At 42.5% G+C, this 25,658-nt stretch carries 31 protein-coding genes and 3 pseudogenes; 21 read left to right on the top strand and 13 right to left on the bottom strand.

The window, feature by feature from the left end; genetic code table 11:
- Positions 1 to 204 precede the first annotated feature (204 nt).
- From SB847_RS04540 to SB847_RS04550, 3 genes and pseudogenes are all read left to right on the top strand, one after another.
- Positions 205 to 445: pseudogene (locus tag SB847_RS04540) on the top strand (hypothetical protein).
- Positions 446 to 475: 30 nt separating this feature from the next.
- On the top strand, positions 476 to 910 hold the full coding sequence (locus SB847_RS04545) for a DUF3902 family protein (RefSeq protein WP_319465003.1): 435 nt from the start codon (positions 476 to 478) through the stop codon (positions 908 to 910).
- Positions 911 to 1,038: 128 nt separating this feature from the next.
- A complete protein-coding gene (locus SB847_RS04550) occupies positions 1,039 to 1,518 on the top strand; it encodes a DUF4944 domain-containing protein (protein ID WP_410562075.1) in 480 nt (159 codons plus the stop codon).
- A gap of 46 nt (positions 1,519 to 1,564) precedes the next feature.
- Here SB847_RS04550 and SB847_RS04555 read toward each other — a convergent pair whose 3' ends face one another.
- A complete protein-coding gene (locus SB847_RS04555; RefSeq protein ID WP_045207493.1) occupies positions 1,565 to 1,792 on the bottom strand; it encodes a hypothetical protein in 228 nt (75 codons plus the stop codon).
- A 296-nt stretch (positions 1,793 to 2,088) separates the two neighbouring features.
- Between SB847_RS04555 and SB847_RS04560 the strand changes: the two are divergent.
- The 3 genes and pseudogenes from SB847_RS04560 (at position 2,089) to SB847_RS04570 (ending at position 4,838) form a co-directional block, all read left to right on the top strand.
- A pseudogene (locus SB847_RS04560) lies at positions 2,089 to 2,696 on the top strand (DUF3885 domain-containing protein).
- A 240-nt stretch (positions 2,697 to 2,936) separates the two neighbouring features.
- On the top strand, positions 2,937 to 4,010 hold the full coding sequence (locus SB847_RS04565) for an LLM class flavin-dependent oxidoreductase (RefSeq protein WP_410562072.1): 1,074 nt from the start codon (positions 2,937 to 2,939) through the stop codon (positions 4,008 to 4,010).
- A gap of 207 nt (positions 4,011 to 4,217) precedes the next feature.
- Entirely contained in the window at positions 4,218 to 4,838 is a 621-nt protein-coding gene (locus tag SB847_RS04570) for a lytic polysaccharide monooxygenase auxiliary activity family 9 protein (RefSeq protein WP_410562069.1), read from the top strand.
- A 164-nt stretch (positions 4,839 to 5,002) separates the two neighbouring features.
- Here SB847_RS04570 and SB847_RS04575 read toward each other — a convergent pair whose 3' ends face one another.
- The 4 genes from SB847_RS04575 to SB847_RS04590 all read right to left on the bottom strand — a co-directional run bounded on the left by SB847_RS04575 (position 5,003) and on the right by SB847_RS04590 (position 9,403).
- On the bottom strand, positions 5,003 to 5,101 hold the full coding sequence (locus tag SB847_RS04575) for a YjcZ family sporulation protein (RefSeq protein WP_003154022.1): 99 nt from the start codon (positions 5,099 to 5,101) through the stop codon (positions 5,003 to 5,005).
- Between the two features lie 738 nt (positions 5,102 to 5,839).
- On the bottom strand, positions 5,840 to 6,376 hold the full coding sequence (locus tag SB847_RS04580; protein WP_007611706.1) for a hypothetical protein: 537 nt from the start codon (positions 6,374 to 6,376) through the stop codon (positions 5,840 to 5,842).
- A 285-nt stretch (positions 6,377 to 6,661) separates the two neighbouring features.
- Entirely contained in the window at positions 6,662 to 6,817 is a 156-nt protein-coding gene (locus SB847_RS04585; RefSeq protein WP_164512107.1) for a hypothetical protein, read from the bottom strand.
- Positions 6,818 to 6,985: 168 nt separating this feature from the next.
- Positions 6,986 to 9,403 carry a peptidase G2 autoproteolytic cleavage domain-containing protein gene (locus tag SB847_RS04590; RefSeq protein ID WP_410562064.1) on the bottom strand — a complete coding sequence of 806 codons (2,418 nt, stop codon included), beginning with the start codon at positions 9,401 to 9,403 and terminating at the stop codon, positions 6,986 to 6,988.
- 379 nt (positions 9,404 to 9,782) lie between these two features.
- On the opposite strand from SB847_RS04590, the gene SB847_RS04595 reads away from it, so the two are divergent.
- Entirely contained in the window at positions 9,783 to 10,217 is a 435-nt protein-coding gene (locus SB847_RS04595; RefSeq protein WP_003154017.1) for a dUTP diphosphatase, read from the top strand.
- A gap of 88 nt (positions 10,218 to 10,305) precedes the next feature.
- Here the strand turns inward: SB847_RS04595 and SB847_RS04600 are convergent.
- A pseudogene (locus SB847_RS04600) lies at positions 10,306 to 10,413 on the bottom strand (DUF4177 domain-containing protein); the annotation flags it as partial.
- A 212-nt stretch (positions 10,414 to 10,625) separates the two neighbouring features.
- Here SB847_RS04600 and SB847_RS04605 point away from each other — a divergent pair.
- From SB847_RS04605 to SB847_RS04615, 3 genes are all read left to right on the top strand, one after another.
- Positions 10,626 to 11,447 (top strand): poly-gamma-glutamate hydrolase family protein, encoded by an 822-nt coding sequence (locus SB847_RS04605; protein WP_101670680.1) that lies wholly within the window; start codon positions 10,626 to 10,628, stop codon positions 11,445 to 11,447.
- Between the two features lie 108 nt (positions 11,448 to 11,555).
- On the top strand, positions 11,556 to 11,705 hold the full coding sequence (locus SB847_RS04610; RefSeq protein WP_007410334.1) for a hypothetical protein: 150 nt from the start codon (positions 11,556 to 11,558) through the stop codon (positions 11,703 to 11,705).
- Complete coding sequence (locus tag SB847_RS04615; protein WP_007611716.1) at positions 11,692 to 12,522, top strand: prohibitin family protein; 831 nt, start codon at positions 11,692 to 11,694, stop codon at positions 12,520 to 12,522. The genes SB847_RS04610 and SB847_RS04615 overlap by 14 nt, the downstream gene beginning before the upstream one ends.
- Before the next feature lie 27 nt (positions 12,523 to 12,549).
- On the opposite strand, the gene SB847_RS04620 is transcribed toward SB847_RS04615, so the two are convergent.
- On the bottom strand, positions 12,550 to 12,999 hold the full coding sequence (locus tag SB847_RS04620; protein ID WP_003154009.1) for a YndM family protein: 450 nt from the start codon (positions 12,997 to 12,999) through the stop codon (positions 12,550 to 12,552).
- Positions 13,000 to 13,152: 153 nt separating this feature from the next.
- On the opposite strand from SB847_RS04620, the gene SB847_RS04625 reads away from it, so the two are divergent.
- Positions 13,153 to 13,581, top strand: a complete 429-nt coding sequence (locus SB847_RS04625; protein WP_101670681.1) for a hypothetical protein — start codon at positions 13,153 to 13,155, stop codon at positions 13,579 to 13,581.
- A gap of 338 nt (positions 13,582 to 13,919) precedes the next feature.
- Here SB847_RS04625 and lexA read toward each other — a convergent pair whose 3' ends face one another.
- The gene (gene lexA, locus SB847_RS04630) at positions 13,920 to 14,540 is read right to left on the bottom strand and encodes a transcriptional repressor LexA (RefSeq protein ID WP_007611720.1); all 621 of its coding nucleotides are present in this window, start codon (positions 14,538 to 14,540) and stop codon (positions 13,920 to 13,922) included.
- A gap of 155 nt (positions 14,541 to 14,695) precedes the next feature.
- Here lexA and yneA point away from each other — a divergent pair, with 155 nt between their 5' ends.
- The 6 genes from yneA (at position 14,696) to SB847_RS04660 (ending at position 19,047) form a co-directional block, all read left to right on the top strand.
- Entirely contained in the window at positions 14,696 to 15,007 is a 312-nt protein-coding gene (gene yneA, locus SB847_RS04635) for a cell division suppressor protein YneA (protein ID WP_003154001.1), read from the top strand.
- Between the two features lie 15 nt (positions 15,008 to 15,022).
- Positions 15,023 to 15,673: a YneB family resolvase-like protein gene (locus SB847_RS04640; RefSeq protein WP_044801482.1), complete on the top strand. Its 651-nt coding sequence runs from the start codon at positions 15,023 to 15,025 to the stop codon at positions 15,671 to 15,673.
- A 68-nt stretch (positions 15,674 to 15,741) separates the two neighbouring features.
- A complete protein-coding gene (locus SB847_RS04645; RefSeq protein ID WP_003153997.1) occupies positions 15,742 to 15,975 on the top strand; it encodes a DUF896 domain-containing protein in 234 nt (77 codons plus the stop codon).
- A gap of 166 nt (positions 15,976 to 16,141) precedes the next feature.
- Entirely contained in the window at positions 16,142 to 18,145 is a 2,004-nt protein-coding gene (gene tkt / locus SB847_RS04650; RefSeq protein WP_410577384.1) for a transketolase, read from the top strand.
- Between the two features lie 151 nt (positions 18,146 to 18,296).
- Positions 18,297 to 18,743, top strand: coding sequence for a sporulation inhibitor of replication protein SirA (gene sirA, locus SB847_RS04655; protein ID WP_003153995.1), 447 nt, complete (start codon positions 18,297 to 18,299; stop codon positions 18,741 to 18,743).
- A gap of 85 nt (positions 18,744 to 18,828) precedes the next feature.
- Positions 18,829 to 19,047: a YneF family protein gene (locus tag SB847_RS04660; RefSeq protein WP_003153994.1), complete on the top strand. Its 219-nt coding sequence runs from the start codon at positions 18,829 to 18,831 to the stop codon at positions 19,045 to 19,047.
- A gap of 73 nt (positions 19,048 to 19,120) precedes the next feature.
- Here the strand turns inward: SB847_RS04660 and SB847_RS04665 are convergent, their stop codons facing one another.
- A complete protein-coding gene (locus tag SB847_RS04665) occupies positions 19,121 to 19,294 on the bottom strand; it encodes an aspartyl-phosphate phosphatase Spo0E family protein (protein WP_012117647.1) in 174 nt (57 codons plus the stop codon).
- 201 nt (positions 19,295 to 19,495) lie between these two features.
- Here SB847_RS04665 and SB847_RS04670 point away from each other — a divergent pair, with 201 nt between their 5' ends.
- From SB847_RS04670 to SB847_RS04680, 3 genes are all read left to right on the top strand, one after another.
- On the top strand, positions 19,496 to 20,203 hold the full coding sequence (locus SB847_RS04670) for a cytochrome c biogenesis protein CcdA (RefSeq protein ID WP_087920767.1): 708 nt from the start codon (positions 19,496 to 19,498) through the stop codon (positions 20,201 to 20,203).
- 84 nt (positions 20,204 to 20,287) lie between these two features.
- A complete protein-coding gene (locus tag SB847_RS04675) occupies positions 20,288 to 20,650 on the top strand; it encodes a response regulator (protein ID WP_007410327.1) in 363 nt (120 codons plus the stop codon).
- A gap of 79 nt (positions 20,651 to 20,729) precedes the next feature.
- Positions 20,730 to 21,221 carry a CcdC family protein gene (locus SB847_RS04680; protein WP_007611735.1) on the top strand — a complete coding sequence of 164 codons (492 nt, stop codon included), beginning with the start codon at positions 20,730 to 20,732 and terminating at the stop codon, positions 21,219 to 21,221.
- Between the two features lie 27 nt (positions 21,222 to 21,248).
- On the opposite strand, the gene SB847_RS04685 is transcribed toward SB847_RS04680, so the two are convergent.
- The 4 genes from SB847_RS04685 to sspO all read right to left on the bottom strand — a co-directional run bounded on the left by SB847_RS04685 (position 21,249) and on the right by sspO (position 22,699).
- On the bottom strand, positions 21,249 to 21,677 hold the full coding sequence (locus tag SB847_RS04685; RefSeq protein ID WP_007410325.1) for a DUF2621 domain-containing protein: 429 nt from the start codon (positions 21,675 to 21,677) through the stop codon (positions 21,249 to 21,251).
- A 233-nt stretch (positions 21,678 to 21,910) separates the two neighbouring features.
- Entirely contained in the window at positions 21,911 to 22,282 is a 372-nt protein-coding gene (locus SB847_RS04690; protein WP_224181757.1) for an Hsp20/alpha crystallin family protein, read from the bottom strand.
- A gap of 94 nt (positions 22,283 to 22,376) precedes the next feature.
- Positions 22,377 to 22,523, bottom strand: a complete 147-nt coding sequence (locus SB847_RS04695; protein ID WP_052586010.1) for a small acid-soluble spore protein P — start codon at positions 22,521 to 22,523, stop codon at positions 22,377 to 22,379.
- Positions 22,524 to 22,552: 29 nt separating this feature from the next.
- Positions 22,553 to 22,699 (bottom strand): small acid-soluble spore protein SspO, encoded by a 147-nt coding sequence (gene sspO, locus SB847_RS04700; RefSeq protein ID WP_032875047.1) that lies wholly within the window; start codon positions 22,697 to 22,699, stop codon positions 22,553 to 22,555.
- Between the two features lie 231 nt (positions 22,700 to 22,930).
- Here sspO and acnA point away from each other — a divergent pair, with 231 nt between their 5' ends.
- Entirely contained in the window at positions 22,931 to 25,657 is a 2,727-nt protein-coding gene (gene acnA, locus SB847_RS04705) for an aconitate hydratase AcnA (protein WP_032875049.1), read from the top strand.
- Position 25,658 lies beyond the last annotated feature (1 nt).

Genomic DNA, 25,658 nt, shown 5'->3' on the forward strand with positions numbered 1-25,658 from the left:
TTAGGTTACCGATCATACCAATGTATTATGGAATTGAAAAAAGTACTTAGATTAGTAACGATCAAAAAGATTAAGCTTGAAGGTTGGGAAAAACATGAAATTCATTATAGCAACGTTGTAAAATTGGAGAAAGGATGAATGTGATGGACATTTTGCAGTTTAGCGACAGAAGGTGCAGGAAGTCATTCGAATCAGCAATGTTCAATTCATTTTGATGAATTTAAAGATGCGCTTGAGAATGGAAATGTGGTTGATAATCAAAACCTTAAAAGCAGTTCAGTATGAAATCACCAGTTTGATTATCCAGAATAACTGGTGGATGAGCTGTAACTGAAACGGATAATCAAGTGCTGGATATATCAAACAAGCATACAATCTTGGAATGGTGACGAAAGATAATATGCTTTTGAGAAATCAAGCCATTAACGCTTATAAAACATCTTAATTTTAAATCGGCGTTTCAGGTGAACTTTATATGATTTCTGTTTTAGTAAACATATTTAAAAACGAAATAGGAATTAAAATATGCAGACAAAGCGGCGAAGCATATCGCATAAAAGGTGTTATCAGATGTATGACCGTTCCTAAAAATAAAACTTATGAAGAAAGGAACGCTAACTTGAAATCAAATTTAGTTTCGTTTCTATTAGCATTGTCAGGATTTATATTCAGTATTTATATGCAGTCAATGGCTTACTGGAGCAATGACTCTATGTTGTGGTATTGGGTCGGTGCGGTTTTGGCGTATCTATTTGCAGCAGGATCAATGGTTACTCTGATTCTTAACAAAAACAAAGACTCAATTCTAACAATAAGTTGTCTCATTTTAATGATTGTAACCGTTATGCTTATTTTAGTCACAACTTTTTGGACGACTTTTATCATTATTGCATGGCAATCTGGGATGTGAAGCTAAGGGGAATATGATCTTCTTAGTATTTTTTTATTCCTGGGATTAGAATCCCTTTTTATTATTCTTTCAAATTAAATGTAACAATTCTAATATTCATATGTTCTAAATGATAAAGGCGGGATGTCATGAAAAAACGTAAAGTCATTAAAACATTGCTGGTTATTATCACTGTTCTCATAATAGCAGCCGGATTTGCACTGTTTTCTTTAATTTCAGGAGAAAAAGTTAAATATATCGGCTATAGCCAAAGCAAGACGTGGGAAGCGTCAATCGAAAAATCAGGCAAGACCTCTATCGGCCCTAACTATTTCTTGAATTTGTATTACAGAGGTAATAAAGTGAATGAAAAGAACACGGTGATTAAGAGATTAACATTATTTGTTGACGGCCGGAAATATGGTGAAGATAAAGACTATCATCTTTCAGAATACACCGGAGAGGAATTAGAAGGCGGCGGAACGGGAGAAGACCATATTCAGACGTTTGAATATATGCCGGAAAATGAAGTGATCGGTCATGAAATCACTGTTGAAGCAGAATGGAAAACAGATCATGAGTCCTATTCAGAAAAATTCAGCCTGAAAAGAACGCATTGGTATGACTGAAAGAATAAAAAGAGGGCGGTATAACCCTCTTTTTGACGCAGAGCCTTTATTTTTGTCTGTTTTTCCTTGATGTGCTGAAGTCGATAAAAGAGGCATTAGAGCCGATAAAATTACTTACTAAGACATACATAAAGAAACCATTAAAAGCTCCCTGCCGGCATCCGTAAAAAAGAATGGATAATGAGATAAGCAATACAGCCGTAAGCAAGTCTGCAGCCAGACCTATTTTACGGTGAGACTGAAAATATGCTCTTAATCTTCTGATGTTATTCAAAGCTGACACCTCTTGATGCTTATGTGTAAGAAAATAATACCATTGAAATATATGTAATATCAATGAATAGGGTTGGAAACGGAGGGGTTCAAACTTGGGGCGATCTTGTGTAAAAGAAAGGATCAAGAAAGGATCAGGATGAATGTGACCAGCATCCACCCTGATCAATGGGGTTCACAGTGTTCTATTTCATTGTATTCCAATCGGAATAATATTACAAGGGTGAAAAAGAAATAAGCGGAATGTTTTCGGCTTCTTCTGCTTCTGGAGCGGGAAAAGGAAAGTGAGATGTTTGAATGAAAATAAATGATTATCTGAAGGAAAGGTTTCCGACTTTAAAATTAGTGCCCGGCATTTATCATTAATGGGACGTGGGAATTCATTTTTCTCTCGGCGGCAATATGTATCAATTTAATGAAAGCGGTGCTTTGAATCTTGAGTATTTTCAGCTTGTTCATCATCAAACCGCCGCACTTTTCAATGAGCTGTTTGAACATAGCGATGACATGTTCCTTGTTGCCAACGTGTATAAGCACAAATCTCAAGGTCATCACGCGAGAAAATTAAAGGTTTATCAGCCGTTTCTGAAGTGTAAGGATGATTTATATCGGATTCAAGTGAAGACCTGTCCATGCCCGTTCGAGAAGAAGAATATGAAATGCAGCAGTTTTCTTTATTATGTAAACGGAAAGATCTGCGTATCCCCCAATTACTTAAGGCAGCCGTCCACGAAGATTTTCCGCTGAAGCCAAGGTTCGGGGGCTGTTCCGTTGGGTATCCTGATGTTTTTTTTGTGAATATGACAAAAGATATTATTTTCTTTCTGTATGATGACAGAGGGGGTGAAGTCATTGCTCTTGATGCCGGAAGAATACGAAAGCTTTATGATCAATTTCACGATTAGATTGAATCGGACTGAAAATGAACACATGAATTCGAATCCGTTTGTGGCGGCTTTGTTCTTGCCTAGTCGGGCTGCATGAGTGTAATGGGCAGAATTGAAGGGCGCCAGAAACTTTTTTTCCTCTCATACCGATCTTCTGCATGTTAAGCTTCTGTATTTATTTTGAACGAATTCCTATTTGTAAAATGGCTGAATAGAATAACATAAAAGCTTTTTTACACAGTGCAGGAGGAGAGAAATGTGAGGGCTGAACACCGTGATTGTATGGAAATTGGAATTTATTCATTTGCAGAATTATATCCCGATCCTCTGACAGGGAAAACAGTCAGCGCAAAGCAGCGGATAGATGAATTGATGAAGCTGGCGAAACTGGCTGACGACGCAGGACTTGATGTATTCGGTGTAGGCGAGCATCATCGTCTTGATTATGCGGTATCTTCGCCGCCAGTCATCTTATCAGCGATTTCACAGATCACTGAAAATATTAAGCTGACCAGTGCCACGACTGTATTATCCACAGCAGATCCCGTCCGTTTATTTGAGGATTTTGCAACGCTTGATCTGATTTCAGACGGCCGGGCGGAAATCATTGCGGGACGGGGCGCATTTTTAGACTCGTTTCCTCTTTTCGGTTATGACGTAGGCCATTATAAAGAACTGTTTGAAGAACACATTGACCTTTTTTTAAAATTAAATTCCGGGGAAGAGTCGGTTACCTGGAAAGGACGTTACCGGCCGCCGCTGCGCGAGGCAGAAATTTCTCCGCGGCCTTTTCGCGGAAGCATTCCGCTATGGTTAGGTGTTTCGGGGACTCCGGAAAGCGCAGAACGAGCCGGGCGTGCAGGCGCGGGTTTGGCATTAGCTGTACTGAGCGGTGATCCGATGTCATCTAAGCCGCTTGTTGACAAATACCGGGAAGCGGCTTCTAAAGCCGGTCATCCTCCGGAACATGTGAAGGTTGCGGTAACCGGACATATGTTCATTTCAAAAACGAATGAACAGGCAATACAAGAATTTTATCCGTATCATTCAAATTACTGGTCTCACGTTCATTCATATCACGGGATCGATGAGCCTTTAACGAAGGAAGATTTTGAGCGGGCGTCCGGAAAAGAAACAGCTTTATTTGTGGGAAGCTCACAGCAGATCATTGAAAAAATCATGCATCAATACGAGTTATTCGGACATCAGCGATTTCTCGCGCAAATCGATATAGGAGGTATGCCGTTTAAAAAAGCCGCGGAAAACATCGAACGATTAGCAGCGGAAGTAGCACCGGTTATCCGAAAAGAAACCGGCAAATCCAGCGAATGAAGTTCTGAGCAAAAGGGGCGGGCCGGTCAATCGCGGATTCGACAACAGAATCGGCCCGGCTTTTTCTTTATGATTATAAAAAACAAAGGGGAAAGCGCGAACCTCATTGCTTTTTCCTATCAAGAAAAGGAAGGTCATTTCATCCTCTATCGTGAAGTGTATACACTGAAAGGTTTTTATTAACAAAAGAGGGAGGATGATGCAGTAATGAAGGGTTTAGTCAAAGCTGCAGTTTTAACTGTTACTCTTGGTTTTGGAGGCGCTTTCTACACAAGTGATGCATCTGCGCACGGGTATATAAAAGAGCCCGTCAGCAGAGCGTACATGGGAGCATTAGAGAAACAAACATTGGGCTGGACGGCCGCTGCGCAGAAATATGGCTCCGTCATTGATAATCCTCAGTCTGTAGAAGGGCCGAAAGGATTTCCGGCTGCAGGTCCGCCGGATGGAAGAATTGCGTCTGCAAATGGAGGATCGGGACAAATTGACTTCGGTTTAGACAAGCAGACTGCAGATTATTGGGTAAAACAAAACATCCGCGGCGGTTTTAACACCTTTACTTGGTACTACACGGCCCCTCATGCGACATCAAAGTGGCACTATTATATCACCAAGAAAAACTGGAATCCGAATAAACCTTTGTCAAGGGATGAATTCGAATTAATCGGAACGGTAAACCACGACGGTTCCAAGGCAGATACGAATCTGACTCATAAGATTTTTGTGCCGACTGATCGAAGCGGGTATCATGTCATTTTAGGGGTATGGGACGTTGCGGATACTTCCAATGCCTTCTATAACGTCATCGATGTAAACCTTACACAATAATCTATGAATTACTGATCGGCTGCATGTTGATACATCGGCCGATCTTTTTAGTTTTAATGTGTGAATGAAAAGGGGAAAAACAGCAGAGCGCCATAAACATTTCATTTATGGCGCCGTACGATCATGGAGGTGCTGCTGACATGGATGCGGAGGTAAGAGGATTCTTAATAACCGCCGAGGAAAGAAGCCCCAACGATGATTAATAAAATGAATAGCACCACGATTAACGCAAAGGAGCTACCATAACCACCTGAGAATCCCATATAATCTCACCTCCTAAAGAGGATTAATACATATTATGCCGAAATGTAAAGTTTGATAGGGATGCTAGTTTACTTTTTGAAAAAAGGTTTTTAGTCTATATTTCCTTTACATGACCATCCGTTAAAATGAGGCATCGTACTGTTTCCTGTAATAGAGACGAATAGGCTCATACATTGAGAAGTTGCGAAGAGAATGCGCAGGTGGCTTGTTTTTTAAAAAATGAAAAGTAACAAGCTATTAGGATTGGAAGCTTTTGGTTGTTTTCAAGAGCAGTATCATGAAAAAAGGGAATGTGATGGGGAATCAAGAAAAAAGATGCGAAGGGCATAATCGGAACCATGTATCAAAACGGACTGCCTGATGATATACGCGTATACTCCATTCTGAATGGGAACGTTAACGATCTAAATAGAAGAACTTCAAGTGTTCTGCGGTAAATAAAAAAAGCCGATGAAGGCTTAACATTGATTCGAAGCCATAAAGCATTTTTTTGCTGCGCTTTCTGCAGACGGAGTTTGATTGTAAGAAACGATTCCGATAATCACTAACAAGATGATGAACACCAATATGCTCCACAACATTATTTTTAAAGACTTTGACATGGCATACCCTCACTTTGAAAGACTTTACCGGGGCTGCGTTCGGAGCCCGCACTTCAAGTATAGTCGTTATAACGGTGAAAAATGTGCAGTCCAGTTAAAAAAAACTTGCGGGCGCTCCCGCAAGTTTTCTCCGTATTAAGGTCTGTGGAATTCAATATGCTGATTATCACGATCGAACCACCCTCTGAAAGCCCAATTGATCCAGCCCCCGTCTCCTTTGTTATCGAAGGAACCGTCTTCGAAGACCCAGATTCCGTAAGTAATACCGTCATAAACGGCTGATCCGTAAAATTGAACGCCGTTAAAGCGGTCTTCATATTCTTGATTTAAATTGAACACCATGACGTTGTACTTCTGTCCTGATGCGTAAAATGTTGTTTCCATAACATTTTTTACCCAGCCGGTTCGGTTTTGATCTGACTTAACCGCTTCAGCAATGCGATCTGAGATTCCGAGAACATCTACGTTTACGTTCAGCCCGGCATCAACACCTGCTGCTTTTACGTTTTGGTCTGCTGTTTGGGATAATTTACTTTCTAACGGATTTGCAACGGGTGAAACGTGAGGCGCGTTTGCATGTTCAGACTGACTGGCTGCTGAGGCACTGGCTGTGAAAGGAATTGTTAGAGATAAAGCTAAGCATGATCCGACTACCGTTCTGGCGATTTTCATGGCTATGACCTCCTGAGGGAATTTTTAAAAAATGTTGCAAATTCATGGTATCGCAGAAAAATTGACCAAGCAAAGAGTAGATTTTCTCAAAAGTCATGTCATTCTATTTGTGTTGTTTTCTGTAAATGAAATACTTTTAATTAGGCGAAAAGGGAAGAAAATAATAGAGCCTTTTTATGTATTGTGATAGGATGACCGGATTTTGGGTGAAAATAGCCCGGAGAAACGCCATAATAAGAAAAACACCCGGAGTTTACCGGGTGTAAAAAGTGTTGATATGTCAAGTCAGCAGCATTTTTTACATTTTTTGCATTTTCTTTTATAAACAACGATGTAATCATAATCAAGATGCTTTTTATCTTGTTTCTTCTTTTTTTGTTTAGGCTGCTTTGGGTGGTGATCATAATGTCCGTTCATATCCATATCCATACCCATATCCATACTCATATTCCTCCTTTTTTCATCTGACGGTAGTATTCTATGACAGAAAGCATGGATGGCTTGGACAAATGAAACGGTATGCTGAAAAAGAGGCATCTCATTCGGTATAAAAAACAGGATCATACCCGCCCGATAGAAAAGAGAGGAGATGATCCTGATATTGAGACCCTATTTGATAACCGCAATTGCAATTCCGTACCCTTTTTCAGAACTGTATAAGGCCGTCAGTTTCAATACCTTCCAGCCTTCCGCGGCTTTAGTCCCGATTCCGTTATGGGCCGTGATATAATCTCCCGGGCTGACCGTACCGTCGACCCGTACGTAATGCCGGCCGTTGAGTCCGACAATGTGCCATTCGTCTCTGGCCGCGCGTGCTTCATAGTCAGCTTCAAGAGCCGGACTGCAGTCCGGGTTTTGTTTCGGAACGCGTACCGTTTCTCCTGTTTCTTCGTCAGTCACATTTTCGTATATGAAACCGCCGAACTCATTTGTCAAAAAGCGGTTTTGCCATCCGAAGCTTGCGGCTCCTGAGATAAAAGCGGCTGTTTCTGAAATGACGCCGAGCATGTAATCTCCGACGTGAGCCGATTCAATTTTTTCGCCTTTCACTGTGACGATCGTCCCGGCGGGAATTGTCTGGCCGGTTACACTTTCAAAATATTCTCCGTACCCTGACAGGGAAGAGGTGACAGCTCCGGCGAACGTACCGTGGCCGCCCGCTGAATCCAGTTTCCATTTGATGGACTGATGCCCTCCGGCAACCGTGTATGGTTCTTCCAATGTAATGCTTTCTGATGACAGAATCGTTCTGGAGACTTTGCTGCCCGTAATATGGACATTGTTTGAAGCGGCGATAAATGCCCTTGAACCTTCAGAACTTGAACCTCCGGAAGAGCTGATGATCGCATTTCTGTCACCTCTGGCCGTAATATCGCCTGTTCCCGCAATAACGGCGCTTGTCGGGTTGAATGCAAAACCGGAGCTGGTCGCGAGCTGTGCGCCTCCCTTTAAATTGACGGGGATCTGCTCATAAGTCTGTCCTTTTATAGATGCGGCCGCGCTGTAACCTTCCGCTTGCACCCCGAGAATGACGGCCTGACTGTTAGGGGACGTAATTCCGACGGAACCGCCGTCTCCGATCATCGTACCGTTCATAATATTTACGTTATATTGGCCTCCGCCGATTGAGATGCCTTTAGGAGAAGACTTGTATATATCAAAATTTAAAATTTTAACATAATCGGTTTTATTTGATCCGCCGGATATATTGATGTCAACACCTGCTTGTGTAAAGCCGCGTATTTTAATGCCGTTGATCGTAATATTTTGACTGCGGTATTGAAGAGCCACGACTGGATTCCCGCCATAGTCGTATGAGGGATCACCAATAGCTGTGAATCCGTTTACATTAACGTTTTTATAGGCAGAGATGACCAGCGCCCTCGGGGTCACACCGTCATAGAGAGCATTAAACACCGGTTCAATCGCGGTGCAATCGGTTAAAGTAACATCATAAGCCGTCGTGCTTTCGGGGTCTGAGGCCTGATGATGGCCGATATGACGAATATCAAATGAACGTACATCACGATACGAAACATGACCGATAATATGAACATTTTGAGAAGCCGGCCACAGGCTGTGCGCCTTTACCTCAATCCCGCGGATATTTCCGCTCGTATAGTTATTTAAAAGCCATACATGTTTAGAGCCGTCGTCAATTTCAATGCCGTTCGAGTTTGCGCTGCCCTCAGCATGCTCTGTGCCGCGGGGGTTTCCGGAATGGCAATTGGAAATGAAAATATATTCGCTGTAATGGGTGGTAATGCCGTCGTCTCCGGCGCCGTATGCCACACAGTTATCAATCCATATATATCGGCATCCGTCTTTCGTCCATTCTGTTTCAGGCAAATGATCGTAAGTTGGAGATGTAATATCAATACCATGGAGACCCGCGTTAACCGTTTCAACATTCTTAATCCAGCCGTATTGCACATTAGCAAACGTTAAACAGCTGGAAAACTGTCCTCCGGGGTTCCTGACCCCGCATTGACGATCAGGATTCCAGTCTAAAGTCATGTTCTGGACAAAAATATTACGGTTTCCATTTTCGTAATCATCGTTAGTAATGACCCATTCGTATGCGGGAGTGTCCTCATGAAGCTTTAGCACGGTAATCCCTTGTCCCTCACCGGAAATAGTGGTCCATGAGGGGAGTTTTATCCCTTGAACCAAAAATTCTCCTGCGGGAACATTTACTTTGACCCGGCCGTTCCCGATCGCTCTCCGAAAGGCTTCCGTATTGTCCCGGCCGTCAGGGATCGCTCCATAGTCCTCCACATTCACTTCCCGGGTGATTTTATTCTTAAGCATTTCGTATTCTGTATCAAGCCGTTCTTTTAAAAGTGAGGTGACCATTCCTTCCGCCGTCACCCGGGCATCTGCGATCTCAAGATTATCATCCGTTGCGGAATGCTTAATAAAATTCTGCATCCTTGCTTTGAGATGCTCCAATTCAGAGGGCTGTGCAGGGCGAGACTGCAATGGGGCGTTTAAAGACGGATCAGGAAAGTTTTTAAATTGAACCATTCTAAAGACACCTCTTTCTTTTGATATAAGCGCCTGAGGCAGGGGACAGAAAAGAGTCGCGCGCCCTTTAAGCGCTTATTCTTCAAATTCTTTATTCAGAACGAAATTCCTTTTGAAACCAAGGTGAAATTTTAAAAAAGCTCTGTTGAAAGAACGGATATAAAGCTTTGCATTATTGTAATTGAAGCTGTCATGTGAAAATGGAGGAAAAAACTGATAGGAGGGGCCCTCATTTTAGGTTTATTCTCATTGACTTCGCAGTGCTTCCTCTTCGGCTGCATATACACCAAAATCAACATTCTTATCAGTTAAATGGTATAATGGGGCACGGATTGGTCATCAATACGACTGAAATAGGGAAGCAAAAGGAGCAGCGAAAATGACTTTACAAATCAAAATTAAATATTCAGATGATACGCAAACGAGAATCAGTAAAATTGAACAGGGCGATTGGATTGATCTGCGGGCAGCTGAAGATATAACAATCAAAAAAGGTGAATTCAAACTTATCCCGCTTGGAGTTGCGATGGAACTGCCGGAAGGATATGAGGCCCATGTCGTACCGCGTTCAAGTACATATAAGCATTTCGGTATCATTCAGACAAATTCAATGGGAGTCATTGATGAATCATATAAAGGCGACAATGACTTTTGGTTTTTTCCTGCATTCGCGCTTCGGGATACTGACATATCCAAGGGGGAGCGGATCTGCCAATTCAGAATCATGAAGAAAATGCCTGAAGTGGAGCTGATCGAAGTAGACAAGCTCGGGAACAATGACCGCGGCGGACTGGGATCAACAGGCACGAAATAAAACGAAAAAAGACTGCTTAACAGCAGTCTTTTTTTTATGGAAACAGCAGTTACATTCAATTTGTTTCGGTGATTCTTGAATTGGGAAATCATACGTCACGTTCGAATTTGACTTCGAAATAAGCGGCCGCTCCGTAACCGTTTATGCCGGGAGCAAATATTTGAGCCGGACGCCAGCCCAGCTCAGCATATTGATAAAATGATTTCCCTGCAGTCCTCACTCTCCTCCAAAACTAAGGAGAAGGGTTTCATTTTTATCATTTAAGCTCTCCGTCTCTTTGACAGAAAGACTTTTTTAGGTTAAAGGATAGAGGTTGTTTTGATGTTTTTATTCTTCAAGATGAACGGAGGTTTTGTCCAACGTATATAATATTGTGACAAAAGTGTAAACAAAAGAAAGGATGATGTTATGGCAAAAAGGGTTAGAAGAGTAGAGCGTAAAGCAGCTGGCAAAGAGGCAGAGCAGAAGAAACCGTCCAAAGTCACCCTGTTCTGCCGTTCGCTTCAAAGGCTGAAGCATTTGTATTGTAACATAAACATACAAATGCCATCAATAACCAAAAAAGGAATTTTAGTTTTAATTTTACCGTTTTTGCTCCTGCCGTTCTTTCAGGCTAATGCCGCTTCAGATATTTACGGCGGTTTCGAGGAATTAAAGCTGAATGAAGATCCTTCCGATTTTTCCATTTCAACACGAGAGCATGACCCTTCTGTCCTCATATTAGCTATACACGGCGGAGGCATAGAGCCGGGGACCAGTGAGTTAGCCAGAGAAATTGCCGAAAACCGGAGTTTATATTTATTTGAAGGGTTAAAATCAGCCGGTAATGCGGCTCTGCATTTGACAAGTTCGCATTTCGATGAACCTAAGGCCGTGCAAATGGTGAAAGAGCACTCTAATGTCATTTCATTGCACGGTTACGGCAGTGACGATAAAAAGATAAAAATCGGCGGTACAGACAGAGAACGGGCCGAACTTTTGACCGATGTGCTGAAACGACACGGGTATCCTGCCGTTCTTCTTGGCATAAATGATAAATATGCAGGCGTCAGTCCGAACAACCTTGCCAATCAATCTTCATCCGGATTGAGTATTCAAATCGAAATGAGCTCCGGCTTCAGAAAATCACTATTTGACACTTTTACGCTGAAAAGCAGAGCATCCACACAAAATGGGACCTTTTATCAATTCACAAAAACGATTTCTGATTTTATCAGTGACAATTATTAATAAGCACGCCTATTTTGCCGGCGGGGCTTTTTCTTTTGAAATTTATGAAACTTTAAGTTCTTAAGATCGTATACATAATTGACAGGATGAAAGAAAAGAGGTGGGCAAATGAAAGTGATGATCGGGTCTATCATTCTTCTTGTCATCATCGGATTCGGTTTATGGCTGATGCTTAGTCCAATCTTTAAACAAGTGGGAAGCGGAGCCAAAAAATTCAAAAAGTCATGGGAGGAAGAAGATCAGCATGAGCGAAAATAAGCGCGGAAACACAAAAAAAATTCTCGGCGGTGTGATTATAGGTGCAGCCCTTTTAATTGCGGGCGTTACAGCGTCACTATTCATTGAAAAAATACCGAACGGTTATGTCGGGGTTGTATACTCACCGAATGGCGGGGTAAAATCCGACACATTGGACCAAGGCTGGCACTTAGTCGGATTATTTAATAAAGTAACGGAATATCCGGTGCGTATGCAGACAGTGAATAATGAAAATATAAAAGTGGCAACCTCAGACGGTAAAAATATAGAAATGGATATCGCTTACAACTATGTCGTGCAGCCTGATAAAGTAGTCGATCTGTTTAACAAATTCGGCGCGGTAGACGTTGAAACGATCGAAAATACATATTTAAAAACAAGGCTGTGGGATGCGGCGCGAAAATCAATCAGCAAATACTCGGTTATTGACACATACGGGCAAAAATCTGCAGAAGCCGCTGCCGATGTTCAAAAGAGATTTGCTGATGATATGAAGAGTCTTGGATTTTTAATTGATGATCTGACGCTTGGCGTACCGAAGCCGGATAAAGCCACACAGGAAGCTATCGATGCAAGGGTGAAGTCTTCACAGGAACTTGAACGGACACAAACTGAAATTAAAATAGCCGAAGCCGAAGCGAAAAAGAAAAAAATTGAAGCGGAAGGGATCGCTGATTACAACCAAATCATAAAGAAATCAATGTCAGATGAAATGATCAAATATAAATGGATTGAAAAATGGGACGGAAAAACGCCGAAAGCGACAGGCACAGACTCACTGCTGCAGCTGCCGCTGGACGATCAGAAGCAAAAATAAAAAGAGAAGGAGGCGATTGCCTCCTTTTTATGTTTTTTCCTGTGGGTCTTTTTCCGGCACTAATTCTTCAGACGCCTCGGTTTGATAGCTCCATAGCGTGCTATCCGTCTCTGTTGTGTCCTGATAATCTTCGGGAAGTACATATTGCTGCAAATACCGGTGAAAAAATGCCTCAAAAACAGAAATGCAAAGTGCAGAGATAACCGATGCCGCGGCAGGCGAGACATTAAATCCGCCAATATTCATAAGGAATATCCATAATATAATGAATGAAATTCCGAAATCAGCTGCAACGGCTGTGAAATTGCTTGTTCTCGGCAGAATCATGCAATCACCCGCAAAATAAGTGATTAAACTTAAGATCACTGTAATAAACAGAACGTTTAAAAAGGTTACTTGGTACATAAGATCCAGAACAATGTACAGTAAAGCAAGTGTGAGCGCCGTTTTAGAAGCGAAAGCAATTACGTGTTTCATTTGAACCACCTTCGTTATTTCGTTTAGTCTTCATTGTAAGCAATCCGCAAATTTTTAAACTGGTATATAGTGGTTATAAAGGATACGTTTTAATAAAATGTGAATAGACATCACAGGATTCACAAGTTAAAATATGTAAAAAGGGGGATGCAAATGAAAAAATACTGGATATGTATTGCTGTTTTTTTATTATGTTTTAGCGGAATACACTCTGCTAAAGCGGCTACCACTGAATTCGGATCAAAAACAAGCTTCACTTTGGAGGGAAATGCAAAAGAGTTTCATATTGAAAATCCGGGGGCTGTAGCTGCCGACGATTACTTTTTAGGATATAAGTTCACCATAATGAACAACTCTTCGTGCGGTTTAAGCATGAAACTCCAGCGGATGGCGCTGAACGGAAATTTTTATACATTAAGTTCTAAAATCTACAGCGGCAGCTGGTTAAACCTCAGTGCCCAGGATAAAAAATCAATTGATCCGTATCACAAATACAGGATTCTGGTTGAAAGTTCTTCAAACGTCTGTGGCCCCGTCTATATTAAAGGGTTATACGGTGTAGAATATTATCATTTTGATTGAAAATAGATACTCGCTAAAGGAAGCGGGTTTTTTTATATTTAAATATAACTTATCGTACTATGTACTAAATATTCATATATAAATTTTGATGCACCCGCCCAAAGAAAAGATAAACAAAAGCAAATTCATCACGCACAAATATACAAAGTTGAAAAATGGATGAAAAGTTTCTTGAGGGAAACATTATTAGTTGACTTCAAAAGTGTGATGTCGGATAATAAGAATGTAAGTTTTTCCTCCTTAGCAGATTCGTTTCTTAAGCCAGGGCGAATCTGCTTTTTTTATACAAAAAAACCCCTTACAGAGGGGTTTTTTACGATAAATGAAGTTTAATAGAATTAATGTACGGCTCTGAATACGCCGATAACTTTCCCCAAAATGCTTACGTTTTGCAGGATAATCGGCTCCATCGTCGGATTTTCCGGCTGCAGTCGCACATAATTGTCTTCTTTATAGAAGCGCTTGACCGTCGCTTCATCATCTTCGGTCATAGCTACGACGATTTCTCCGTTATTGGCCGTGTTCTGCTGTTTGACAATGACGTAATCTTTGTCAAAAATGCCGGCGTCGATCATACTTTCTCCCATGATTTCTAACATAAAGACATGTTCGCCCGGAGGAACCATCCGGTCAGGAAGCGGAAAATACTCGTCGATATTTTCAACAGCCGTAATCGGAATACCCGCCGTCACTTTCCCGATGACCGGAACGTTTACGACCTGGCTTTTCGGAATTTGGACTTCTTCTTCATCCAATACCTCAATCGCCCTCGGTTTAGTAGGGTCCCGTCTAATCAGGCCTTTTGTCTCCAGCCGCGCCAAATGGCCGTGCACGGTTGAACTGGAAGCCAGTCCTACTGCTTCTCCTATCTCTCTTACAGAAGGCGGATATCCTTTCGTTTTTACCTCTTCTTTAATAAAACGCAGGATATCAAGCTGCCTTTTTGATAGCTTCGTCATATTTCGCACCTCAAAACGTCGATTTTAAGTAGATTATAGCATGATTTTCCTGACAGTACAAACATAGGTTCGAAAAAAACGATTGACAGAAACGTTTGTTCGTATATACTGAAAGGTATAAAAGCGAACAAACATTCTTATCGGAGGTTGTTTACATGGCGAAAGAATCTATTATATTTGTCGGGCTGTTTACTGCAATTTTAAGTGCCGCTATTTTACTTGTCTCATGTGCGGGAAATGATCAGTCCCTCAGCCAATATGTTAAAATAAAGGTTCAGGACGGCGATACACTCTGGTCACTTGCGGATCATGTAGCAGAAAAGAAACACATTAATAAAGAAGATTTCATTGAGTGGGTGACGGAGAATAATCATCTCCAAACTGCTGATATAAAGCCCGGAGACGAACTTATTCTTCCGGTTAAGAAGAAGCATCCGGCCGTATATCAGCTGGCCATTGTCAATTAGAGAGGAAAGAGAGAAATGAAGGCGCTCATTTATGCCCGCGTAAGCACAAACAAAGAACAGCAGCAAACGTCATTAAAAAGACAGGAAGAGGAGCTCGGTGAGATCGCTGCTGCAAACGGCATGGAAGTCGTGAAAGTCATTTCTGAGAAAGCCAGCGGTTACGAAATGGACCGCGACGGAGTATTTGAAATGCTTGATGAAATTAAAAAATCACATATTGACGCGATATTGGTGCAGGACGAAACGAGATTGGGAAGAGGCAACGCCAAGATTGCGCTTTTGCATTGTATTTACAGGGAGAATGTGAAAATATATACGACGGCTCATAAAGGTGAACTGGAGCTTTCTGAAGCTGATTCGATGGTACTCGAAATCGTCAGTATTGTTGAGGAATATCAAAGGAAAATTCATAATATGAAAATCCGGCGGGGAATGAAAAGAGCCGTGAAAAACGGCTACAAACCTGAACGGAATCTGAAAAACAGGCATGAAAACAGCGGAAAAGAAAAAAAAGAGGTTCCGGTTTCGGAAATTATCAGGCTGAGAGCCAACAAGCTTACCTTTGCAGAAATCGCAGCGACCTTAAGGGGATTCGGCTATGATGTGTCCAAAGCCACGGTTCACCGGCGGTTTCAGGAATATACCGCAGACACAGAAGGCAGCTGACGCGCATCAGTTGTAAAAAAGACTGCGTTTTAGTAGTATATAATCAACACGCACCAAAGGAGCTTATTATGATTTCTAAAGAAAAAATCGCAAGAATTAACGAATTGGCTCAAAAAGCTAAATCAAACACGATAACGGATGAGGAAAAAGCTGAACAGCAAAAGCTTCGCCAGGAGTATTTGAAAGGATTCCGCTCCTCAATGAAAAATACGTTAAAGAGCGTAAAAGTGATTGATCCGGAAGGCAACGATGTCACCCCTGAAAAATTAAAAAGAGAACAACAGAAAAATAATCTTCATTAAACAGAAAGAATACGGCAATACGTATTCTTTTTTCGTATATACTAATATCAGGATGTGCTTTACGACAATTTTCAACAAGTTTATCTCAAATTTAAGCTGAAAGAGTTGAGAAAAAGTCAGCATCGCTTTATGATGAAAAGGTACAACAATATGGAAGGGGATTATAATGGATACAATTGAAAAGAAATCAGTTGCCACCATTCGTACACTATCTATAGACGCAATTGAAAAAGCGAATTCCGGACATCCGGGCATGCCGATGGGAGCCGCTCCGATGGCATACACGCTGTGGACGAAATTTATGAATGTAAATCCGCAGAATCCGAGCTGGTTTAACCGCGACCGCTTTGTTTTATCAGCAGGCCACGGTTCAATGCTTTTATACAGCATGCTGCATTTAAGCGGATATGACCTCAGCATTGAAGACTTGAAACAGTTCCGTCAATGGGGAAGCAAAACACCGGGACATCCGGAGTTCGGGCACACAGCCGGAGTAGACGCAACGACCGGGCCGCTTGGACAGGGTATTGCAATGGCAGTGGGAATGGCAATTGCAGAACGCCATCTGGCTGAGACATATAACCGTGATTCTTTCAACGTAGTTGATCATTATACATACAGTATTTGCGGAGACGGCGATTTAATGGAAGGCATTTCTTCCGAAGCCGCTTCTCTTGCAGGCCATCTTGAATTAGGCCGCCTGATCGTATTATACGATTCTAATGACATTTCTTTAGACGGCGATTTAGACCGTTCTTTCTCTGAAAATGTAAAGCAGCGTTTTGAAGCAATGAACTGGGAAGTTCTTTATGTTGAGGACGGAAACAACATCGCTGAATTGACGGCTGCAATTGAAAAAGCGCGCCAGAATGATAAAAAACCGACTTTGATTGAAGTGAAAACCACGATCGGTTTCGGTTCTCCAAACCGCGCGGGCACATCCGGCGTTCACGGCGCTCCGTTAGGACTAGAAGAGAGCAAGCTGACAAAAGAAGCGTATGCTTGGACGTTTGAAGAAGATTTTTATGTTCCGGAAGAAGTATACGGGCATTTCAATAAAGCGGTAAAAGAAGCCGGCTCGAAAAAAGAACAGGAATGGAATGAACTGTTCGCGGCTTATAAAGAAAAATATCCTGAGCTTGCTGAACAGCTGTCACTCGGCATGAAAGGCGAGCTTCCTAAAGACTGGGATCAGGAAGTTCCCGTTTATGAAAAAGGCAGCAGCCTTGCTTCCCGCGCATCTTCAGGTGAGGTGCTGAACGGGATCGCCAAGAAAATTCCTTTCTTTGTCGGGGGATCTGCTGACCTTGCGGGTTCAAATAAAACGACAATCAAAAATGGAGGAGACTTCACGGCCAAAGACTACGCCGGGAAAAACTTCTGGTTCGGTGTCCGTGAATTTGCGATGGGCGCTGCATTAAACGGAATGGCGCTTCACGGCGGCCTTCGCGTATTCGGCGGCACATTCTTTGTGTTCTCTGATTATTTAAGACCTGCCATTCGTCTGGCGTCATTGATGGGTCTTCCCGTCACTTATGTATTCACACATGACAGTATTGCCGTAGGAGAGGACGGGCCGACTCACGAACCGATTGAGCAGCTTGCTTCTTTACGCGCACTTCCTAACCTTTCTGTGATCAGACCTGCTGACGGAAATGAAACCGCAGCTGCATGGAAGATTGCCGTTCAAAGCCAAGATCATCCGACAGCTCTTGTATTGACACGCCAAAACCTGCCGACGATTGATCAGCAGGCTGAAGAAGCGTATGCGGGCGTGGAAAAAGGGGCTTATATCGTTTCCAAAGCTCAAACGGAATCACCGGCCGCTCTTCTTTTAGCGACAGGTTCTGAAGTCGGACTTGCGATCGAAGCTCAAGCGAAACTGGCTGAAGAAAACATTCACGTATCTGTAGTCAGCATGCCGAGCTGGGACCGCTTTGAAAAACAATCGGCTGAGTACAAAAACAGCGTGCTTCCTCCGAATGTGACGAAACGTCTTGCGATCGAAATGGGTTCAAGCTTCGGATGGGGCAAATTTACCGGTCTTGAAGGAGACGTTCTCGCAATTGACCGTTTCGGTGCTTCAGCTCCGGGAGAAACAATTATGAAAGAATACGGGTTTACTGCAGAAAACGTGGTTGACCGCGTGAAAAAACTTTTAAACAAATAACGAGACAAAAGAGGATGAGTCAAATCATCCTCTTTTTCCTGTTTATGCGACAAAAATAGAAGGGGCGGCGTAACAGTAATAGACAATTCTTTCTTTTCTCCTTTTGTATAATAGAAAGCAATAACGAAGCGCTGTAAAAGGGGATGAGGAAATGGAACGTCATTACTATACGCACCTGATAAAGGATGAGTTTGCGAACCACTACTTCGGGCGGGAAACGGCTATGTTTGAGTTGTTTCGAGACTATCATTGGACAGACCTGACACCCCAGGAATATCAAATGACAGAAAAGCAAGTTCAATATATAACGGAACCGATTCCGGTGATACATATGCATCAGCGTCTCCAGCTGCATTTAAACCGAATGAGTTACAGCCGTTTAGATTCCATTTACCGGCTTACACTGCCCGGAGAAAAGGGCCGCGCCACCTTCATGATGAAAGACAGTTTAATTGAGATTGCAGCTTCGGGAGATTATGAGGCGGAAACGATTTTCTTTGAGATTCTGCGTAAAATCAGCCCCTGTTTTCTTGCAATGGATTTCAAGACACGGCGCTACGGGTGGTTAAATCCGGTCAGAGAAAGAAATTTTGTCTAAAAACGAGGAAAAAGAGATGTAAATGTTGTATAATAGCCTTTGGTTTAGTACACTTTAAACTAGACAACATGAAGGAGGAAATAAAATGACTTTATGGGTTGGCATCCTAGTGGGCGTTGTCGCATTGCTCATAGGTGTTGCACTCGGGTTTTTTATTGCTCGTAAATATATGATGAGCTATTTGAAAAAGAATCCGCCTATTAATGAACAAATGTTACGCATGATGATGATGCAAATGGGAATGAAACCTTCTCAAAAGAAAATTAATCAAATGATGAAAGCCATGAATAATCAAGCGAAATAATACGTACAGATTATGATATAGAGATACATGGTTATAAAAATAAAAAACCCGGAGAGGGTTTTTTATTTTGGCGTCATGTTTCACCCCAACTGCCGGTGTGCAGTTCTTTTTGGTATTGTATGAGAAGGTGGTCAAGCTCCTGGCTGAGTTCTATCGTAATGTTTGATGTCATTCCGTTTGTCATGACGATTTTAAGCAGCTCTGCCCGTTTTTTTTCAATTTCATTTAATAGATGCTCTCTAATCACAGGGATATATCCTTTCATACATAAATCTTTCACCTGAGTCGCTATTATTATATCCACATTTATACTGTTTTTCAAATAAGAAGGAGTATAATATCTCGATGTCAAATTAAATTATATAAGCTTTTTCTATAAAAAGTAATCCTTCTCGGGAAAGTGTTAAAAAAATGAAATGATTTTGTCATAACTCGAAGGGAGTGTGTCATCGTGAGTTTTAATTACTTTCTGACGTTTGGGGCCGGATTTCTGTCTTTCATTTCTCCATGCTGTCTGCCGTTGTATCCCGCTTTTTTGTCTTACATAACTGGTGTCAGTATGGACGAGGTGAAAACAGAAAAGGTGATGCTGCAAAAGCGCGGCCTCGTGCATACACTTTGTTTTTTGCTTGGTTTCTCCGTGATTTTTATCGCATTGGGATATGGAACTTCGTTTATCGGCAGTTTTTTTACCCAATATCATGAAGCGATCCGCCAGTTTGGCGCTATCATGCTGATCCTTTTCGGGCTGGTTACTGCCGGTGTGTTTCAGCCGAAATTCATGATGAAAGAGCGGCGCATTCACTTTAAGCGCCGTCCGGAGGGGTTTATCGGTTCGGTTCTGATCGGTCTTGCGTTTGCAGCCGGCTGGTCGCCGTGCAGCGGGCCTATTTTAGGAGCCGTGTTTTCGCTGGCCAATACAAATCCTTCTTCAGCAGTGCCGTATATGTTTTTATATGTTCTCGGATTTGCGATTCCTTTTCTTGTTCTTTCATTTTTTATTACCAGAATGAATTGGATTCGCAAGCATCAGCTGCTTATCATGAAAATCGGCGGCATTCTTATGATTCTGATCGGAGTTATGCTGTTTTTTAACTGGATGAGCTACATTCTGATCGTTCTGTCAAATCTTTTCGGAGGATTTACGGGTCTGTAACGGATTAATAACTTTTGAACTATTATATACCCTTTTGTTTTTGGTACAATAAGACTAGTTAATGTTAAATATGTGGAGGGGAATATGACACGAGTTTTAGTTGTAGATGACGCCAAGTTCATGAGGGTGAAAATCAGAGAGATTCTGGAATCGGCGAATTACACAGTGGCCGGGGAAGCGGCTGACGGTGAGGAAGCTCTGGCAGTATATCAAAAAATCCGTCCCGACCTGGTGACTATGGATATTACCATGCCGGTCAAAAACGGTATACAGGCGCTGCAGGATATTTTAGCTTTTGACCCGAAAGCCCGGATCATCATGTGCACCGCCATGCGGCAGCAGCGGATCGTTCTGGAAGCGATTGAATTAGGCGCTAAAGACTTTATCGTTAAACCGTTTGAAGCATCTAAAGTGCTGGAGGCCGTAGGCCGGGTAACGGGAACGTAAACGTGTTCTCTTTTCAAATTGGTTTTTTTTATGTTTTTGGAGTATAGTATATAGTATCAAACTCCGTGCAAGCAAAGGAATGATAAAGATGATGATTATAATTTCATCCGTTATTGCAGCGGCCATGGCAATTTCCGTGATGATCGTCAGGATTAAATCCTCCGACAAGCCCGCTTCACCTAAAAAAATAATTCTCCCGCCGATTTTCATGAGTACGGGAGCGCTTATGTTCCTTTTTCCGATTTTCAGAGTGACGGGCGAAGAATTTTTGGAGGCCATTACGCTGGGCGTGATCTTCTCTATTTTTCTGATTAAAACATCTAAATTTGAGATTAAAAATAATGAAATCTACTTAAAACGGTCAAAAGCGTTTGTGTTTATCCTGATTGGTTTGCTGGTTATCAGAATCGCTATGAAATCCATTTTGAGCACGACGATTGATTACGGAGCTTTAAGCGGAATGTTTTGGATTCTTGCTTTCGGAATGATTGTCCCGTGGCGCATCGCGATGTTTTTGTCTTACCGCAAACTTTCGAATGAACTGAAGACCGCTGATATTCAGATGAATTAAAACCTTTCCGTCCGCCGGAAAGGTTTTTTATTTGAGCAGGGCTTGATAAGGAGTAAGATCAATCTGTTTTTCACGGAGATGCTTTTTTAAAAATTGATGATCACGCTTAGGAGTGGCCAGTATGTAACCCCTGATGATTAAATCACGGTTTATTTGTTCAGCTTCCTCCGCTAAGGAAAGTTCACCGATTTTTCCGGCGATTTTCGCTTTGGCTACATCCCGAAAGAGCTCCGGCACGGGGGCGACCAATTCATCCAAAAACGCCTTGTCACCCTCATTCCATAAGTGCCTGCTTTTTTCAATATAATAGTCCTGCCAATCCAGTTCTGACCGGCCGTCTTCTTTCGGTAAGCGTTTTAAAAATTTTCGAAACATAAAAAACCCGCCGATAGACAGCAATCCGATCATCACGATGACCCAAAATAAAATAAACCACATAAACCAGCCTTCCAGCATTGTTCTATCTCCTCCTTACTTTAACCATATTGTAAACGAAGACAGAATAGAAGAACACATGAAAAAAAGAATAGAAAAAATGATAGATGTCCAGTCATTCCGGTTGCTAGAACATATTCTATCGTATAGTGATTCTGCTATTTGGCCATGGGAGATTCACTTTGAGGGTATATGACTGATATGACCGGACAAAAAAGCCGCTTCCATTGAGGGATGAAAGCGGCTTTTTTATGTTATAGAGGAAATTGAAAGGAAAAAGAGGCAGGAGTCTCATTTGGCTCCTTGTTCATGGAGACGGTCAGAATATGGTTGGTGAAATCAGTGAAAATATGTTTGTCATTCAGATAAAAAGGAAGCACCATTTGTTTGTTTAACGTCCGTTCAAGCGTTTTAACAGAGAGCATAAACTCATTTCCCGAAAGAGTGACGGTTATCGCTTGCACCTGTTTCAGCGCCGTCAGGTCGGCTTCAATGATATATTCACGGCTTGTTTCATATAGATCGATCGGCAGCGTCTCATCATACCAAGCATACGGATCCTCGTAAAACTGCCGCAGCCATTCTTCCGTATCATCAAATTCTTCAGCGTTTTTTGAGTGATTCATGGAAGCATCCCTCCATATTAAAGAGCCTTGCTATAACGTATGCAGAAGCTTTGAATGGGTGAATGGCACAAAAAAACAGACACCGGGGTCTGTTTTACATATCGTGGCTTGTATTATGTTTTTGTCTTGTATGGTTGCGGTTTTTCACTTTTTTGCTTCCGCTCAGCGGTTCCGGCTGGCCGAGGTTATGGCCCTTCGGAGCATTTTTATGCATATCTTTACTCGTATTTTTATTTGTCATGTTAAAGCCTCCTTTTTAAGGTGTTCCGGCTATTGGTTTGTTTTTCTTTTTTTATTGTTCTGCCGTTCTTCTTCCGTCAGGACGAGCTGGTCATTTTCTATATAGCCCGCGCCTTTGCCTTGGCTTTTCGCATCATTCATGCCGTTCATTACATGATTGGCTTTCCGTTTTACCATGATCATCACCTCAACATTAATATGGCTCTTTACAGCCTGTTGTATGAGGCGGAAAATCGGACAAAATTTACCGACAATCATGCTGATAAGACGATCTTATTGTATTTAATAAAAACATTGATATTTACTTATGTATGATTTTATACTAAGATGAAATTGTGAGAAAATTGTGATGGAATGTGAACATTCATCTAAAGAACGATCTTGATCATTGAAGGGGGATTTTGGAGAATGACAAATCAGCAAAAAGTCGCAACACAAGACGTTTTCCAAGCAAGAAAAACATTTTCTTCAAATGGGAAAACATACAACTACTATTCATTAAAAGCATTGGAAGACGCAGGGGTCGGCAATGTTTCAAAACTTCCTTATTCTATTAAGGTTCTTTTGGAATCCGTTTTGCGTCAGGTAGACGGACGCGTCATTACAAAAGAACATGTTGAAAATTTAGCAAGATGGGGTACTGCTGAATTAAAAGATATCGATGTGCCGTTTAAACCGTCACGGGTTATTCTACAGGACTTTACCGGTGTTCCGGCCGTAGTTGACCTGGCATCTTTAAGAAAAGCCATGGCCTCTGTCGGCGGAGACCCTGATAAAATCAATCCTGAAATTCCGGTTGACCTGGTCATTGACCACTCCGTACAAGTCGACAAAGCCGGTACGGAAGACGCGTTAGCCATTAATATGGACTTAGAATTCGAAAGAAATGCAGAACGTTATAAATTTTTAAGCTGGGCAAAGAAAGCGTTTAACAATTATCAGGCCGTTCCGCCTGCAACAGGTATCGTTCACCAGGTAAACCTTGAGTTTTTGGCAAGTGTCGTTCATACGAAAGAGGAAGACGGAGAACTTGTGACATATCCTGATACATTGGTGGGAACAGATTCCCATACAACAATGATTAACGGAATCGGCGTCCTCGGCTGGGGTGTCGGCGGTATTGAGGCGGAAGCGGGAATGCTCGGCCAGCCTTCATATTTCCCTGTTCCTGAGGTCATCGGTGCGAAACTTGTCGGAAAATTGCCTAATGGAACGACGGCGACTGACTTGGCGCTGAAAGTCACTCAAGTGCTGCGCGAAAAAGGTGTAGTCAATAAATTTGTTGAATTCTTCGGTCCTGGTGTTGCTGAGCTTCCGCTTGCGGATCGTGCGACTATTGCCAATATGGCGCCGGAATACGGAGCGACTTGCGGATTCTTCCCGGTTGACGAGGAAGCACTTTCTTACCTGCGTCTGACCGGCCGTGAAGAAGAGCAGATCGATATTGTGGAAGCATACTGCCGCAACAACGGTTTATTCTATACGCCTGACGCGGAAGAGCCGATTTTTACAGACGTTGTGGAAATTGATCTGTCAAAAATCGAAGCGAACCTTTCAGGACCGAAACGTCCGCAGGATTTAATCCCGCTTTCCGTTATGCAGGAAACGTTTAAAAAACATCTTGTCAGCCCGGCCGGCAACCAAGGATTCGGAGCGGATGCTGCTGAAGAGAACAAAGAAATTTCATTTAAACTTAACAGCGGTGAAGATGCGGTTATGAAAACAGGGGCGATTGCAATCGCCGCTATTACAAGCTGTACGAATACATCAAACCCTTTTGTATTAATCGGTGCCGGATTGGTAGCCAAAAAAGCGGTAGAATTAGGCTTGAAAGTGCCGAATTATGTTAAAACATCACTTGCACCGGGGTCTAAGGTTGTTACTGGATACTTAGTCAACTCGGGCCTGCTTCCTTACATGAAGGAGCTCGGCTTTAACCTCGTAGGGTATGGCTGTACGACATGTATCGGGAACTCCGGCCCGCTTTCTCCAGAGATTGAAGAAGCGGTTGCTAAAAATGATCTCTTGATCACTTCTGTCTTGTCGGGTAACAGAAACTTTGAAGGCCGGATCCATCCGCTTGTCAAAGGAAACTACCTTGCGTCACCTCCGCTTGTTGTCGCATACGCATTAGCAGGCACTGTGAATATCAACCTGAAAACGGATCCGATCGGTGTCGGAAATGACGGACAAAATGTTTATTTCGATGACATCTGGCCGTCCATGGATGAAATCAATTCTCTCGTCAAACAGACTGTTACGCCGGAATTATTCCGCAAAGAGTATGAAACGGTATTTGACGACAACCAGCGCTGGAACGAAATCGAAACGACGGATGAAGCGCTGTACAAGTGGGATCAGGATTCCACTTACATTCAAAACCCGCCGTTCTTTGAGGAAATGTCAGTAGAGCCGGGAAAAGTTGAGCCTTTAAGAGGACTTCGCGTTGTCGGCAAATTCGGCGATTCCGTAACGACTGACCACATTTCTCCGGCCGGAGCGATCGGAAAAGACACACCGGCGGGCAAATACCTGCAGGAAAAAGGCGTTTCTCCTCGTGACTTTAACTCTTACGGCTCACGCCGCGGAAACCATGAAGTTATGATGAGAGGAACATTCGCCAATATCCGCATTAAAAACCAAATCGCACCGGGTACAGAAGGCGGATACACAACACATTGGCCTACCGGGAAAGTGACATCTATTTATGATGCCTGCATGCGGTATAAAGAAGATAAAACGGGCCTTGTCGTCCTGGCCGGAAAAGATTACGGAATGGGCTCTTCACGTGACTGGGCTGCAAAAGGAACAAACCTGCTCGGCATCAGAACAGTCATTGCCGAAAGCTTTGAAAGAATTCACAGAAGCAACCTCGTCTTTATGGGTGTGCTGCCGCTCCAGTTCAAACAGGGTGAAAACGCGGATACACTCGGCTTAACCGGTAAGGAAGTCATCGAGGTGGATGTTGATGAATCTGTACGTCCGCGTGACTTGCTGACTGTCAGAGCAATCAGTGAAGACGGTACGGTAAAAACATTTGAAGTCGTTGTCCGTTTTGACAGTGAAGTGGAAATTGATTACTATCGCCACGGCGGCATTTTACAAATGGTGCTTCGCGATAAAATGAAACAGTAGC

Origin of the sequence: Bacillus sp. SIMBA_026 (assembly GCF_046535335.1) — a bacterium.
GTDB lineage: Bacteria > Bacillota > Bacilli > Bacillales > Bacillaceae > Bacillus > Bacillus velezensis.

Bases quoted from the DNA above. Each gene is read 5' to 3' on its own strand.
- SB847_RS04685 (WP_007410325.1), bottom strand. From the start codon at position 21,677: ATGCTGGAAGGCTGGTTTATGTGGTTTATTTTATTTTGGGTCATCGTG.
- sspO (WP_032875047.1), bottom strand. From the start codon at position 22,699: ATGGTAAAACGGAAAGCCAATCATGTAATGAACGGCATGAATGATGCG.
- SB847_RS04625 (WP_101670681.1), top strand. From the start codon at position 13,153: ATGAAAAAATACTGGATATGTATTGCTGTTTTTTTATTATGTTTTAGC.
- SB847_RS04690 (WP_224181757.1), bottom strand. From the start codon at position 22,282: ATGAATCACTCAAAAAACGCTGAAGAATTTGATGATACGGAAGAATGG.
- yneA (WP_003154001.1), top strand. From the start codon at position 14,696: ATGGCGAAAGAATCTATTATATTTGTCGGGCTGTTTACTGCAATTTTA.
- SB847_RS04620 (WP_003154009.1), bottom strand. From the start codon at position 12,999: ATGAAACACGTAATTGCTTTCGCTTCTAAAACGGCGCTCACACTTGCT.
- SB847_RS04570 (WP_410562069.1), top strand. From the start codon at position 4,218: ATGAAGGGTTTAGTCAAAGCTGCAGTTTTAACTGTTACTCTTGGTTTT.
- sirA (WP_003153995.1), top strand. From the start codon at position 18,297: ATGGAACGTCATTACTATACGCACCTGATAAAGGATGAGTTTGCGAAC.
- SB847_RS04580 (WP_007611706.1), bottom strand. From the start codon at position 6,376: ATGAAAATCGCCAGAACGGTAGTCGGATCATGCTTAGCTTTATCTCTA.
- SB847_RS04545 (WP_319465003.1), top strand. From the start codon at position 476: ATGATTTCTGTTTTAGTAAACATATTTAAAAACGAAATAGGAATTAAA.
- SB847_RS04640 (WP_044801482.1), top strand. From the start codon at position 15,023: ATGAAGGCGCTCATTTATGCCCGCGTAAGCACAAACAAAGAACAGCAG.
- SB847_RS04680 (WP_007611735.1), top strand. From the start codon at position 20,730: ATGATAAAGATGATGATTATAATTTCATCCGTTATTGCAGCGGCCATG.
- SB847_RS04550 (WP_410562075.1), top strand. From the start codon at position 1,039: ATGAAAAAACGTAAAGTCATTAAAACATTGCTGGTTATTATCACTGTT.
- tkt (WP_410577384.1), top strand. From the start codon at position 16,142: ATGGATACAATTGAAAAGAAATCAGTTGCCACCATTCGTACACTATCT.
- SB847_RS04615 (WP_007611716.1), top strand. From the start codon at position 11,692: ATGAGCGAAAATAAGCGCGGAAACACAAAAAAAATTCTCGGCGGTGTG.
- SB847_RS04595 (WP_003154017.1), top strand. From the start codon at position 9,783: ATGACTTTACAAATCAAAATTAAATATTCAGATGATACGCAAACGAGA.
- lexA (WP_007611720.1), bottom strand. From the start codon at position 14,540: ATGACGAAGCTATCAAAAAGGCAGCTTGATATCCTGCGTTTTATTAAA.
- SB847_RS04660 (WP_003153994.1), top strand. From the start codon at position 18,829: ATGACTTTATGGGTTGGCATCCTAGTGGGCGTTGTCGCATTGCTCATA.
- SB847_RS04605 (WP_101670680.1), top strand. From the start codon at position 10,626: ATGGCAAAAAGGGTTAGAAGAGTAGAGCGTAAAGCAGCTGGCAAAGAG.
- SB847_RS04645 (WP_003153997.1), top strand. From the start codon at position 15,742: ATGATTTCTAAAGAAAAAATCGCAAGAATTAACGAATTGGCTCAAAAA.
- acnA (WP_032875049.1), top strand. From the start codon at position 22,931: ATGACAAATCAGCAAAAAGTCGCAACACAAGACGTTTTCCAAGCAAGA.
- SB847_RS04610 (WP_007410334.1), top strand. From the start codon at position 11,556: ATGAAAGTGATGATCGGGTCTATCATTCTTCTTGTCATCATCGGATTC.
- SB847_RS04675 (WP_007410327.1), top strand. From the start codon at position 20,288: ATGACACGAGTTTTAGTTGTAGATGACGCCAAGTTCATGAGGGTGAAA.
- SB847_RS04695 (WP_052586010.1), bottom strand. From the start codon at position 22,523: ATGACAAATAAAAATACGAGTAAAGATATGCATAAAAATGCTCCGAAG.
- SB847_RS04575 (WP_003154022.1), bottom strand. From the start codon at position 5,101: ATGGGATTCTCAGGTGGTTATGGTAGCTCCTTTGCGTTAATCGTGGTG.
- SB847_RS04590 (WP_410562064.1), bottom strand. From the start codon at position 9,403: ATGGTTCAATTTAAAAACTTTCCTGATCCGTCTTTAAACGCCCCATTG.
- SB847_RS04585 (WP_164512107.1), bottom strand. From the start codon at position 6,817: ATGGATATGGGTATGGATATGGATATGAACGGACATTATGATCACCAC.